The organism is Jatrophihabitans lederbergiae (assembly GCF_031845305.1).
Classification (GTDB): domain Bacteria; phylum Actinomycetota; class Actinomycetes; order Mycobacteriales; family Jatrophihabitantaceae; genus Jatrophihabitans_A; species Jatrophihabitans_A lederbergiae.
The window spans coordinates 1-12,695 of the sequence record NZ_JAVREH010000075.1; the positions used below are offsets into that span (position 1 = coordinate 1).

At 68.9% G+C, this 12,695-nt stretch carries 9 protein-coding genes and 4 pseudogenes; 10 read left to right on the forward strand and 3 right to left on the reverse strand.

The genetic code is table 11. The features are described 5' to 3' along the window. The coding region (locus RM423_RS22635; protein WP_311425315.1) for a hypothetical protein at positions 1-190 on the reverse strand (190 nt) is incomplete at its 3' end. Between the two features lie 86 nt (positions 191-276). Here RM423_RS22635 and RM423_RS22640 point away from each other — a divergent pair. From RM423_RS22640 to RM423_RS22645, 3 genes and pseudogenes are all read left to right on the forward strand, one after another. Next, positions 277-1,289 (forward strand): annotated as a pseudogene (locus RM423_RS22640) (4Fe-4S dicluster domain-containing protein). Positions 1,290-1,556: 267 nt separating this feature from the next. Further along, a complete protein-coding gene (locus RM423_RS26025) occupies positions 1,557-2,390 on the forward strand; it encodes a nitrite reductase (RefSeq protein WP_396327830.1) in 834 nt (277 codons plus the stop codon). A 304-nt stretch (positions 2,391-2,694) separates the two neighbouring features. Beyond that, positions 2,695-3,087, forward strand: a complete 393-nt coding sequence (locus RM423_RS22645; RefSeq protein WP_311425317.1) for a phage holin family protein — start codon at positions 2,695-2,697, stop codon at positions 3,085-3,087. Between the two features lie 1,450 nt (positions 3,088-4,537). Here RM423_RS22645 and RM423_RS22650 read toward each other — a convergent pair. Both RM423_RS22650 and RM423_RS22655 read right to left on the reverse strand, forming a co-directional pair. Beyond that, positions 4,538-5,116 (reverse strand): annotated as a pseudogene (locus tag RM423_RS22650) (aquaporin). After that, a complete protein-coding gene (locus RM423_RS22655) occupies positions 5,071-5,316 on the reverse strand; it encodes an MIP/aquaporin family protein (RefSeq protein ID WP_311425318.1) in 246 nt (81 codons plus the stop codon). Before RM423_RS22655 ends, RM423_RS22650 begins: the two are co-directional and overlap by 46 nt. A gap of 316 nt (positions 5,317-5,632) precedes the next feature. Between RM423_RS22655 and RM423_RS22660 the strand changes: the two genes are divergently transcribed. The 7 genes and pseudogenes from RM423_RS22660 to RM423_RS22695 all read left to right on the forward strand — a co-directional run. Further along, complete coding sequence (locus RM423_RS22660; RefSeq protein ID WP_311425319.1) at positions 5,633-6,001, forward strand: hypothetical protein; 369 nt, start codon at positions 5,633-5,635, stop codon at positions 5,999-6,001. A gap of 64 nt (positions 6,002-6,065) precedes the next feature. Then, positions 6,066-6,635: an HAD-IC family P-type ATPase gene (locus RM423_RS22665; RefSeq protein ID WP_311425320.1), complete on the forward strand. Its 570-nt coding sequence runs from the start codon at positions 6,066-6,068 to the stop codon at positions 6,633-6,635. Further along, entirely contained in the window at positions 6,632-6,961 is a 330-nt protein-coding gene (locus tag RM423_RS22670) for a hypothetical protein (RefSeq protein ID WP_311425321.1), read from the forward strand. The genes RM423_RS22665 and RM423_RS22670 overlap by 4 nt, the downstream gene beginning before the upstream one ends. Before the next feature lie 5 nt (positions 6,962-6,966). After that, positions 6,967-7,752 carry a hypothetical protein gene (locus RM423_RS22675; protein ID WP_311425322.1) on the forward strand — a complete coding sequence of 262 codons (786 nt, stop codon included), beginning with the start codon at positions 6,967-6,969 and terminating at the stop codon, positions 7,750-7,752. A gap of 94 nt (positions 7,753-7,846) precedes the next feature. Beyond that, on the forward strand, positions 7,847-8,587 hold the full coding sequence (locus RM423_RS22680; protein WP_311425323.1) for a GAF and ANTAR domain-containing protein: 741 nt from the start codon (positions 7,847-7,849) through the stop codon (positions 8,585-8,587). Between the two features lie 1,269 nt (positions 8,588-9,856). Then, a pseudogene (locus RM423_RS26030) lies at positions 9,857-11,451 on the forward strand (RecQ family ATP-dependent DNA helicase). Between the two features lie 532 nt (positions 11,452-11,983). Next, positions 11,984-12,454: pseudogene (locus tag RM423_RS22695) on the forward strand (helix-turn-helix domain-containing protein); the annotation flags it as partial. Positions 12,455-12,695: the final 241 nt, after the last annotated feature.

A 12,695-nucleotide genomic window follows, 5' to 3' on the forward strand; every position in this document is an offset into this window, starting at 1 on the left:
CGTAGACCTTCTGCGCGCATCCGACAGCGCAGTAAGGACACACGCTGCCCACGACTCGGTCCGCCGTCTCGGTGCGGGCGGTGTAATCGGTGGTACGAGGTGAGCTGACAGCCGAGCCCCTGCCCAGTCGGTCGGAACCGGCTGCCTGGCGGAGCACCGGCCAACCAAGCGGTGAACGTCTCGATCCCATCAGCCCTCCCAGGGGATAACGAAAGCAATGCCGCCACCGCGCCGAGAACGCCGTTAAGGTGTGCTCCAGCTCAGCAGAGGCAGGCAATGACCAATGACTTTCTAGGACCGGTCAGCGACATCGCGGACGCCGCCGGCTGGGAAGATCCGCCGGCGCAAGGGGTTCTTCACCGACACCTCCGTCTGCATTGGCTGCAAAGCCTGCGAGGTGGCCTGCAAGGAGTGGAACGAGGTCCCCGAGGACGGGGCCGAATCTGCTCAGCTCCTCCTATGACAACACCGGCGCGCTGGGCGCCAGCACCTGGCGCCACGTGGCGTTCATCGAGCAGCCCAAGCCCCTCGGCCGCCAGCAATCCGGATTCAAAGACGCCCCTGCCGGGCCGTCGGCCGCCGACGCGCTCAATCGCGCATCGGGCGAGGCGCTGACCGGCGACCGGTCCATGCTGGGCACCGACACCGCGAAGGTGAGCCTGGGCATGCCGTCCTTCGACCTCCCCGGCGCCTCCTCCGGCGCTGAGAGCCGCACCGACTTCCGGTGGCCGATGTCCTCTGACGTCTGCAAGCACTGCACCCACGCCGCGTGCCTGGACGTCTGCCCCACCGGGTCGTTGTTCCGGACCGAGTTTGGCACCGTCGTGGTCCAGGAAGACATCTGCAACGGCTGCGGGTATTGCGTGGCCGCCTGCCCGTTCGGAGTGATCGACCGCCGCGTCGGGGACAAGGTGACCAAGCACGAGGGCTTGGCCCAGAAGTGCACCCTCTGCTACGACCGGCTCGAGGTCGGCAAGACGCCGGCCTGCCCCACCGAGTCGATTCAGTTCGGCGACGTGGAAGAACTGCGCCAGCGGGCGGAGCGCCGGCGCCACTCGCTGCACGCCACCGGCGTGTCCCAGGCACGGCTGTACGGGGCTGACCCAGACGACGGCGTCGGCGGCGCGGGGGCGATGTTCCTGCTGCTCGACCAGCCGGAGGTCCACGGGCGACCGCCGGACCCCGTGGTCACCACCCGAGACCTGCTCGACATGTGGAAGAAAGCCGCCCTCGCCGCCGCCACCTTGGCCGCCGGGCTGATCGCCTCCTTCCTCGGCGCGCGGCCATGAGTCCGAGCGCCCGGTTCGGGCGAGCCCACCCCGACGCTGCGCAGGAAACGGACCTGTCCACTTCCCGCCGCCAGGGGCGCCTGGCTGCGGGAAGCCAACACGGCACGCCTGGTCGCCGGCGCCGGCGCGACCGGGAACAGCTCATGGTGCCCGAGCCGCAGTTCACCTCCTACTACGGCTACTACGGCCGACCGGTGGTGAAGCAATCGCCGTGGAGCAAGACATCCCCGCCTACCTGTCCTCGGCGGCCTCGCCGCGGGCTACACCATGCTCGGCGCCGGAGGGGATCTGACCGGACGCCCCAGCTTGCGGCGCACCGGCAGAGTCGGCGGGATGGTCGCGATCAGCCTCAGCCTCGCCGCGCTCGTGGACGACCTCGGCCGGCCAGCCCGGTTCGTCAACATGCTCCGCGTCGCGAAACCCACCTCCCTGATGTCGGTCGGCACCTGGATCCTCACCGCGTACGGGCCCCTAGCTGGGCTGGCCGGCGCCGCTGAACTCCGCGCAATGTTCCCCCGCACCTGCACCGGCTCTCAACGCTGCTCGCGGTCAGCGCCCGCCCCGCCAACCTCGCCGCCTGCGCCGCCGCGCCCGCGGTCGCGCCTACACCGCCGCACTCATCCGACACAGCCACACCTGCCTGGCATGAGGGCTACCAGAAACTCCGTTCGTCTTCATCGGCTCAGCTGCCGCAGCGTCCGGCGGCCTTGCCATGATCGGCTCGACACTCGCCGACGCCGCCCCGGCGCGGCGACTGGCGCTCGGCGGGGGCCTCCTGGAACTCGCCGAACACGCCGGGACGTCATCGATGGGTCTTGCGGCCGAAACATTGCGGGCCGGGCGGCCCGGCAAGCTCAGCCGGGCGTCGAAAACGCTCACCGCGACCGGCGCGCTGCTCACCGCGACCGTGGGCGCTCGCCACCGGCTGGCCGCCGCGATCGCGGCGCCGCGCTGCTCGCCGGCTCAGCCGGCACCCGCTTCGCCATCTTCGAAGCCGGGCAAGCCTCCGCCCGAGACCCCCGCTACACCGTCATCCCCCAACGCGAACGGGCCGACCGTCGCGCCCAGGCCACCGCAAGCCGTGTCCCGCCCTCCTCCTAGACCTGGCCGGGCCGGCCCCTCCGCGCCGCCGAGGCGTAGGCGGCTGAGGCAAACCTGTCCTACGCCCTCCCTGACACCGCAGAGGTCCCCCTTGCGCTCGGTCCGCCAGGATCTGGGGCACGCCACGCACGGGCGCCCGACGAGTCCGCGAAAGGCCCTTGTCGGCGTGGGCCGCCCAGCCCCGCTGGCAGCGTCAGCGCATCACCACGTCGTTATGGGCGCTCGGCAGCGACCACGCTGGCCTGCGCCGGACGCTGGGCATAGGCTCAGGCATTGAAACGAGTCGGGTCGATAAGGGGTCATGATGACATCACGGCAGTCCAAGGCATCAGCCGGTGACGCGTTCAAAAGTCTCTCAGATGCGGTCGCTGGGCTGTTGCGTCAAGAACTACGCCGAGGCGAGGCCGAGATGAGGGAGAAGGCGCGGCTGGGGTCCAGGGGCGCGGTGTTGTTGGCCGCGGCGGGCGTCTGTGGCGGGGCCGCGGCTGGCACCGCTGCCGTGACGTTGGTCCGGCTGCTTGATCGTGTTCTGAGCCCGCGCGCCTCCGCGCTCGCCGCCACCGCGTGCCTCGGCGTCGCCGCGGGCATCTTCGCCAGCCGGGGCTTTCGCGAGCTCAGGCCCGCTCTGCCCCTGCTGCCCACCGACACCCTCGGTAGCCTGGCTGACGACCTCGACGCCTCCGAGAGCGACAACTGAAATCGAGCGGCGCCGAGTAGCGTCGGCCGCAGACGCCCGGCGGCCGCGGTTTCTGGCCGGGGCCTGTGCTTTGCCAGGCCAGGGCACAACCCCCTGCCTAGGCCGCGAAGGAAACGGCTGCCCAGAGTTAGAGGGCCGACGCAAAGTCCAGCCTGGTATGTGGGGCACCCCCACACGCGGCATGCCGGTCAATGGTATGCAGTCTCCGCGCGTCATGTCCAGCCCGAATGAAGGTGCAGGTCGGTTCCCGGTGTTGCGGCGAGTGCGGCGGCGTCGCGGAGGAAGACGAGCAGTGGGGCAGGAGGGTGCGCAAGAGCGCGCGGTGCACCTGCACCACACTCGGATTAAGATGCGCCTCTAAAGGTGCCTACTCGGTCGTGCCCACAGGGGCCTGCCGGGCACGACATCGTTCCGACAACCAACGGAGCGCGGCATGGCGCAAAATTCGACTACCGCCGGCACCGCTGTTCCTGGCGCCGCCAGACTTCTCGAGCTCGCGCAGCTGGCCGCAGAGGAGCAGGCCCGTTGCCGCCCAGGCCGGGGCCGCGGAGCCCGCTTGGCCGCGTGCGGGCGGAGTGTGAGCGCATCATTGCCAACGTGCGCAGCCAGGCGGGCGGCATAGTCTCAGATGCCGAGCGGCACGCGCGTGATCTGCTCGCCGTCGCTCAGGAGGAGAAAGCCGCTATCCGTCGTAACCTGGAGCGGGTGGCAGCGAAGCGCCGTCGGCCAGGTTCGCGCCTTGACTCAGCGCCTGAACGAGGCCGCTGAGTCGACAAAGGGTGTCTGATACCCGGTTCTGTTCGCACGCCGGGTCCCTCGTAGCGATCTCCCTGCCACGGCCGATGGATGTCCGCGCCCGTGTAGTTGCCCGTTCGCCGTCCGAGTGGCTCCTCGCGTTTGCGATCGGTGCCCTGGACGAGGCGCTGTACCGCGTTGCTGGCCGGTCCCGTCTCCACATCTGACCTGAACTCGTCAAGTCGGCTGCGTCCTTTGCGGCGAGGGGTCAGATGGCTAAGCCGAGGTCTGTGCTGCGCCAGCGCCGAACGGCGCGATCGGGTCGCAGAGCCGAGCTTCGCCGACGTACTCCTCGGCTCCCTGTCGCCGCGGCCGGCCTTCGCAACCATGAACCGGGCCCTTAACGTGGAGCCGCCGCGCACACAGCGGATCGGTCAACGACTACGCAGCCTTCGCAGCCGCGGCGCTTGCAGTCTTGGCCCACGTCCTTTGCGCTGCAGTTGACCGCCGACCCACGACATTCCGCCGGACCCCGGGCGCGGCCCGTCACAAACCCGCGACGGCAGGCGTGACCGTCCAGGCCGGCGTCTTGCGGCCGCAGTGTCGGCTTCCGACGCGCCCACCGCTATCACGGCGAAGCACGCTCGGTGTGCGCCGTCAACCGCGGCGGGGACCGCCGTGTTACTCCCCAGTCGTCGACCGGACACCGTCGCGCTCATGCGCCGACGGCGGCGTGGCGCTCGTTTCGGTTCGATCCGCCGTGCAGCGCGGCGGCTAGGACGACCGCGGCCGGGGCGCCGATGACCGGGCCGGCCAGGTAGACCCAGTAGGTGGACATCGTGCCGGCGAGCAGGTCGGGTCCGAGCGAGCGTGCGGGGTTCATCGACGCGCCGCTGATCCGGGCGGCGAACAGGCCGACCAGGGCGATGACTCCGGCGGAGGCCAGGGCGGCGTTGTGCCCGACCAGTTTGTGCCCGGCCGCCGTGCCGAGGATGACGGCGACCAGGAAGAACGTCAGGAATGCCTCCAGCACCACGGACGTGGCCTAGCCATGGTGGGGCAGGGTCGCCCCGAGGTGCCCGATCGGGCCGAACATGGCGCGTAGCAGGGCTGCGGCCGCGATCGCGGCGGTGACTTGGACTGCCCGGTAGCCGGGGATCCGTGTCCACGGGAAGTCTTTACGCACGGCGAAGGCCAGGGTGACGGCGGGGTTGGAGTGCGCGCCCGAGACGTCACCCAGGGTGTAGATCATGGCCATGACCAGCAACGCGGGAGCCACGACGCGCGCGGCCATCCCGGTGCCCGGCGGCGCGGGGGCCGGAACACCGCACCGCCGGCGGCGACGAAGGTCAGGGCGAAGGTGCCGACGAACTCGGCCAGCAACCGCCTCCACTCCTGCCCCAGATGCTCAGGATCGCTATAGAAGTCGTTCCGCCGCTGGCGCCCCGCGCTTGCCGTGCTGTGCGCCACCGAGGCGTCCATGCGGTCGTTCATCTGTTCATTCTGCAGAGCCAAAACGGCCACGAGCCCGCGGCTTCCTTGCCGGGAGGACGGGCTCCTGCACGGGTTCCTCGAGACCCGAAGAGCGGATGACAAGATTGCCGCTCGATAGTATTGCGGCTCGGATTACTTGCATTATGCAATAGTTGCACACAACAGACCTCTTCGCATATGCTGCGGAGTCAACCACGGCTGTCCGGACCTGAACAGCATGCGGCTACCGGATGGCCGACGAGCGTTAGCCGGTGTAGGTATGGCAGAAACCCGCAAGCAGACTTCCAGACGACCAAGCGGAGTACGCGCTACCGACGTGGAATCCGAGGACGGCCGGGTCAGCGGCGTCGTGCAGGACAGCGACCGGGCCGGCCAGGCGCAGGAGCGCACCACCACGCTCCGCTTACCCGCGCTGACGGTGGCCGTCACCCGCCGCGCCGTCCCGGGCTCCTCTGGCCCAGACACGGTGTCCGGCGCCCCGGGTGGCGGCGCGCCCGCGTCTCGAACGGGGAAGCTCGCCTTCTACGGCGGCATCGCGGCGCTGGGAGTGTTCGAGGTCGTCGAGTGGCCAGTGGCGGTGGCGCTGGGGGCGGGTGCCTACCTGCTGCGCCGGATGAGGCCCGGCACTGGTCGGGCGGCAGTGCCCTCCGAAAGACTGATGAGCCGAAGCGCGAAGTCGCTGTGAGCGCGAGCTCGCGGGAGTGATCGGCGGCCTGCTCGGGTTCGGTTGGCCGGGCGTCGGTGCAGACGTGGGTGGGTCTGACGCGCGGGCCGTGGTCGCCGCCTCTTGCCGGCTGCACGGTGGGAGCCGCACCCGGCTGGTGACCCAGGCCAGCGTCTTCGCCCGCGTCTCGCCCGAACAGAAGCTGCGGATCATCGCCGGGCTGCAAAAGGCTGGCCGCGTCGTGGCCATGACCGGCGACGGCGCGAACGACGCCGCCGCGATCCGGCTGGCCGATGTCGGTATCGGCATGGCCGCGCACGGCTCCAGCTCCGCCCGGACCGCCGCGGACCTGGTCTCCACCGAACCCGACGTCAGCCTGATCCTAGATGCCCTGGTCGACGGCAGGACGATGTGGCGCCCCGGCCCCGAACAGGTGCTCCGCACCGTTACCGCGCCCCTGGCCGTCCTCGCCGGGGCCGTTCCGCCCGGACCCATCCCGGTCGCGCCCGGCACCGGCGCCCTAGCCGCCGTGGCCGGCGTCATCGAATGGCCCATCGCCGCCGCCGCGGGCCTGGGCTACCTCGTCGTGCGCCGCTGGCGCTACCAGCCAGCCGCCGACACCAGAGGCATCAGACACCAAAGGAACCGCGCATGACCGCCAGCGACCGTCCCATCCACCTCAGCGTCAGCCCGGCGGACGTCGACATCCCGCAGACCATCGGCTACTACGGCGGCCTGTTCGCAGCCGTCGCCTTCGGCGTGCTGGAACCGCCGGTCGCTCTCTTCATCGCCGCCATCCCGCTCGTCAAAATGCTGGGAACACCGGCCGCCCCGGCAGCCGTCCGGTTCCTGGGTGAAACGCTGCAGGGCGCCGCCAAACCCGTCGGCAACGACGGCGAGGGCACCATCCGAGTCAGCGAACCGCACTGGGCACGACGCCGCGCGAAGCAGCAACTGGAACCGGCGCCCCAGCGAAGCTGATACCCGTGTCGCCAGAGCGCCCCGGTGAGCCTGCCCGCAGGGGGTTGCGCCCTCGAGCGGGCCTGCCGGCCCGCGGCTGCCCCGATGAGGAGTTCGACGACTGGTTGCGGCTGATCACCGAACGCACCGACCCGGCCATGACCTGGCTCGGCGTGGTGTTCGGGCTGCTCGTGGCGGCCCAGTTCGGGCTGCCCACCACCGCAACGGCGGGGCGTCTGCTAGCCGATGTCATCTGGCTCCTCTGGGCGGTGTTTGTGCTGGACTTCCTGCTCAAGCTGTGGCTGGCCCCGCACCGGTTGCGGTTTCTGCGCCGACACTGGCTCACGCTGCTCGGACTGCTGGCCCCGACGCTGCGCGTCTTCAGCTTCCTGCGGCTGCTCCGCCTGAGACGGGCCGCGCCGGCGGTGCGTGCGCTGAGTTCCAGCTCGCGGGCGTTGCGCAGCGCCGGGCCGCTGTTCCGCAGCCGCATCGGCTACCTCGGCGGAATCACCTCTCTCGGCATCCTGCTCATCGGCGAACTCGCCTACGTCTTCGACAACGGACCCCACGGCACGCTGCCGACCCTCGGCTCGGCTCTGCTCTGGTCAGCGGCGTCGGTCATCGGCATGTCGCCGACCGCGAATCCGACCACCGCCGGCGGCCAGCTCCTCATGATCGCGGCCTTCATCCTCGGCATGATCACAGTCTCGACCCTGGCCGGCGCCATCGGCGCCTACCTACTCCACCCGCACCCCGCCCCGCCCGACCCATCCAGCCGCCCGGACGCCCAAACCGGCAGCGGTTCGCCATGAGCATCACCTACCGGCCGCTCGGAGCCCTCGCCCTACTGCTCGTCATGCAGTACGTGTTCGTCCGTCGTCGCTCGCCGTCTGACACAGTGATGGCATGCCACCATCCGAAGAACACGAGCGCGCCGAGGACTTCACCGCGCTAGCTGAACTGGCGGAGGCCTTTCTCACTCTGGTCGCAGCCCTAAATGAAGGCGAGATGGTCGCGCTCAGCCCCGACCGGATCGTGGAGATCGCCGCCCGCTGCATGCCCCGCAGCCAACACGCCGCGCTGGCCGTGGCTGACAACGGCCATGTGCACAACGTGGCCGCCACCAGCGACGTCCCGTCCCAGGTGGACCGAATCCGCGACGCCACCGGCCAGGGTCCCGCCCTGGACGTCCTCGACACAAACGACTTGGTGGCCAGTGGCGACCTCGCCACCGACCCGCGGTGGCCCGTCTTCGCAGCCCGCGTCAGCCAGGACACCAGCATCCGCAGCATCGTCAGCTATCGGCTCTACCTCAGCCCACGCCACCGCGCCGCCCTGAGCTTCTACTCGAACTGGCCCTACGCCTTCGACGACCTCGCGATCGCCACCGGCGCTATCTTCGCCGCCTACGCGTCCTTGGCCCTCACCAGCGAACTCGTCCTCACCCAACCGCTGACACCGCGGCGCTCGGCCGACGTCCACCGTGAGATAGGCGTGGCCATCGGCATCTTGATGTCCAACGCCGACGTCACCACGGAGACCGCCTATCAACGCCTTCACCACGCCAGCCAGCAGCTCAAACGCTCGGTGCCCGCCATCGCCCGCCACGTCATCGACCACCGGCGAATGCCCGATGGCTACGGCTGATGGGTTCCCTGTCCGAGCCACGCACCAGCTAGTCCCGCGACGAGTGACCGTGTGTGCGGCCCATAGGCGGTCTCGATCTCGACGTCTGACGGCGCCACTCTCGCTGTTGGGGCGTGAGGCTGCACGTTCGGCGTGACCTGCTCGTTCAGCTGGCGGCTGCCCTGCCGTTACTGGTAGCCGGAACGCATTACCGCTCGATGGCTTTCGCCGGCCGGTGATTCCGGACTAGGCGTCGCAGTCGACGAATCGCTGAACCGTTGTGCGCGCCGTCGGACCACTAGTCGATTCGTCGGTCTGTGCGCGACGCAATGCGATGATCGGGCTGCGCGTCAACGGCGGCGCCTAGCCGGAAAGGGCCGAACGCTGCGGCGCGCGTGGCGGATAATGGCCCTGGGACGTCACCAGCGGAAGACGAGCGTCGGCGAGCCTGGGTGGATGTCACGTCCAGCATTGCCATTTGTCCCTCGCTGACCCGTGGCCTCTGCTCCAGCCTCAATGAGCACAGTGCCCGACCCGCAGACTCCGCTAAGCCCTTGCCGCGTCGGCGCACGTCTCAGTTCGCCGCCGATCCGTCTCCCGGCGGTTCCATCGACCCGCGCCACATGGTCGAGATCGGACCGAAAGGTGGGCGCACCTGCCCGTGTCACCGACGCGCTCACTCATGGCATGACACGCACCGCGCCGTAGGCGACCGGTCTCTGAGCCGGTCTCGTCATCGTAGTCAGTGATCCTTTCACCGGCTGGTATCGGCTGGTGAAGCCGCACCATACCCGCTTGGCCAGTACGCGCAGGAACGTTTGGGGAGGTCCTACGGTGGAGGACCCGCCGTCGCGCGAAAGCGTCTTGAGTGCAACGCCGCCTCGTCATCTCCGAAAGGCCCCTATCAGCTCGGCGGGCTTCATTCCGTCCGCGCGCCCGACGCCACAGCACAAAACATGCTGCGACGTTGTTTCTGTCTGCAATGATTGTCAACGCTAATGCAAGTTGTAACGGTGCAGCCACCCGATGAAGGATCCTCATCGTCGATGAAGCTGGCCGCACCGGTCTCCAAGAGCAGACCGTGGGTGAGGGACTGCACGGTCGGCTTCGGCGGTGCCGCGCTAGCCGCAGTGTGATCTGGGATGGCGCTGCGCTCTTGTCCGGCGCTGCTCCTCGACGACGCATGGCGTCGGCACAGCCAACGGCGCCAACCAGCAACAAGTCACCGGTGCTGCCGTTGGTGGTTCGGCGGCGCTCTGTTCAGGTCGGTCGGCCGCGTACGGTCGGGGGGTGGACGGTCGGTCGGGGGATTTGCAGCAGGTCGCGCGCGAGGTGTTCGGATGGTCGCGGTTGCGACCGGAACAGCTTGAGGCGATGGAGGCGGTGATGGCCGGACGGGATGTGCTGACCGTGCTGCCGACAGGGGCGGGGAAGTCTGCGATCTATCAGGTCCCCGGGCTGCTGTTGGAGGGTCTGACGGTGGTGGTGTCGCCGCTGTTGGCGTTGCAGCGGGACCAGGTCCAAGGCATTGAGCAATCGCAGGCGCCGGAGGCAGTCGCGGTGAACTCCGGCCAGCGGGTCGGCGAACGCAGGCATGCCTGGGACTCGCTTCGGCGCGGTGAGTCGCGTTACCTGTTTCTGTCGCCGGAGCAGTTGGCCAAAGAGGAGGTGCTGCAGGAGCTTGGTGAGCTGGGTGTCGGCCTGTTCGTGGTCGATGAGGCGCATTGCGTGTCGGCGTGGGGACACGATTTCCGGCCGGATTACCTGGGGCTCGGGCAGGTGATCGAGCGGCTGGGCCATCCGCCGGTTGTTGCTTTGACCGCGCGGCGGCGCTGCCGGTGCGCCGTGACATTGCGACGCGGCTTGGGTTGCGCAAGCACGCTGAGGTGATCGCGAGTTTCGACCGTCCCAACTTGCGCCTCTCGGTGGAGCGGGCCGCGGATGAGGGACGCAAGCGGGCCGCGGTGGTGGACCGAGTGGCGGCCTTGGCGGCGGTGCAGCGGAGCCGCCCGGGTTTGGTCTACACCGCCAGCCGCAAGGACACCGAACTATACGCAGGGCAGCTTGAGCAGCTTGGCTTGCGTGTCGCGGCCTATCACGCGGGTATGCGGTCCGCTGACCGCAAGGCCGTGCATGATGGCTTCCTTGGTGATGCCTTCGACGTGGTTGTGGCCACCTCGGCCTTCGGCATGGGAATCGACAAACCGGACGTGCGCTTCGTGGTGCATGCCTCTGCGCCGGCGTCGCTGGACTCCTACTACCAGCAGATCGGGCGCGCTGGGCGTGACGGTCAGCCGGCGGACATCACGTTGTTCTACCGTCCGGAAGACCTTCACCTGCAGGGTTTCCTCACCGCCAGCCACGCGCCAGAGGACGTCCTCAAGAGTGTGGCCGAGGCTTTGCGAGGCAGGCAGGGACCGGTGCGCGCGGCGCAGGTCGGCGCCGTCCGTTCCGGAGAAGACGGTCGCTTGGAGTATTCAGACCCCGGCCTGGATCCGGGCCTGGCCGTTGAGGAGGCCGTGCGGCTCGCCGAGACTCACCAGACGCTGATACGGTCCCGGATCGAGATGATCCGCGGCTACGCCGAGACGACCGGCTGCTGGCGACAGTTTCTGCTCGGCTATTTCGGTGAGGACCTTCGGCATCCCTGCGGAAACTGCGACACCTGCCCCGACGGATCCGCCCGGGACCATCCCAGCGGAGCCAAGGCGGCGTCGCCGTTCGCCACCAACAGCCACGTGCGCCACCGGGCCTGGGGACACGGCGTGGTCATGTCTACCGAGCAGGACCGGCTCACCGTCCTCTTCGATGAAGCTGGCTACAAGACCCTCGACCCGGCCGCCGTCGAATCACACCACCTGCTTGAGCATGGCAGGAGTTCCTAGTGGTCGCGCCCGTTAGTTCGCGCGGGGTTGAAGCCAGACGCTGGGGTCGTTGAGCTATAGGCCGCAGCGCAGTCGAGGGCCTCTTCTGGTGTGCCGATGGGGTAGCCGGTAGGTAGGACGGAATCTTCGTATCCCTCGCGGCTGGCGAGATAGATTCCGAATCCCCAGCGGACTGGCTGATGCGCCGTAGCACAGCCGGAACAGGGGCAGCGCGGATCCGTCGGCCAGTACGGCGTCGATGTAGGCGAAACCAGCGCGGTGGCGGACGCTCAGAGCGGCCAGTTGTGGCCACTTCGTGTGGGCGTGGCTGATCAATCACTGGCGCAGGGAGGTCTTGGTGGACTTCGGCGGCGTGGGCATGGTGACCATCGTGTCCGACCGCACGGCGTGTCGCTGCACGACGTGATCGGCCCGGTGCGCGACAACATCGCAATGACGATGTGCAGCCCTTACCTGGTCGTCCTCACTGACCGGCAGCGCCGACTGCTGCAGGCCCGTGCACAGCGGCCAGCGCGAACACCGAGATGTGCTGCGAGCCGGGATTGTGCTCGCTGCCGCCGCTGGCACCACAAACGCAGTGATCGCAAGAGCGTTGGGGGTTGGCGTGGACACGGTCCGCAAGTGGCGCCGACGCTTCAGTATCCACGGCTTGGACGGACTGACCGACCAGCCGCGATCCGGGCGGCCCCGACAGTTCGCTGCCCGGGTGGTGGCCGAAGTGAAAGCGCTGGCGTGTGAACTGCCCGCTGACGCAGGAGTTCCGTTGGCCAAATGGAACTGCCCGGACCTGGCCGCCGAGGCGGCACGGCGCGGCATCGTCACCGCGGTGTCGGCGTCCACGGTGGCATTGGCTGCACGCCGACGCGCTCAAGCCGTGGCAGCACCGCTTGTGGATCTTCCCCCGCGACCCGTACTTCGCGTTCAAGGCACCCGCGCGCTTGATCTATATGCCCGCGTTCGGGAGCGCGCCACTCGCAGACGGCGACTTCGTTATCAGCGCTGACGAGAAACCAGGTGCAGGCATGTCAAGGTAGGCGACCGACTCGGACTCAGCGATGACCGGGCTGCTGCTGGCCAGCCCGATGAGGAACCGCGCGGGGACCGCGTCGAGTTGCCGTGGCCTGACCCCGGCGTGTTGATCCAGGTCGAGTGAGAGTCCTTTCGCCCACAATGTGGGCAAGGAGGCTCGAATCTGATGACGACGAGGAAGCGACACAGCCCGGAGCAGGTCGTGCGCAAGCTGG

Excerpts from the sequence above, each read along its gene's own strand:
- RM423_RS26025 (WP_396327830.1), top strand. The coding sequence starts at position 1,557 with ATGCTCGGCGCCGGAGGGGATCTGACCGGACGCCCCAGCTTGCGGCGC.
- RM423_RS22645 (WP_311425317.1), top strand. The coding sequence starts at position 2,695 with ATGACATCACGGCAGTCCAAGGCATCAGCCGGTGACGCGTTCAAAAGT.
- RM423_RS22655 (WP_311425318.1), bottom strand. The coding sequence starts at position 5,316 with ATGAACGACCGCATGGACGCCTCGGTGGCGCACAGCACGGCAAGCGCG.
- RM423_RS22670 (WP_311425321.1), top strand. The coding sequence starts at position 6,632 with ATGACCGCCAGCGACCGTCCCATCCACCTCAGCGTCAGCCCGGCGGAC.
- RM423_RS22680 (WP_311425323.1), top strand. The coding sequence starts at position 7,847 with ATGCCACCATCCGAAGAACACGAGCGCGCCGAGGACTTCACCGCGCTA.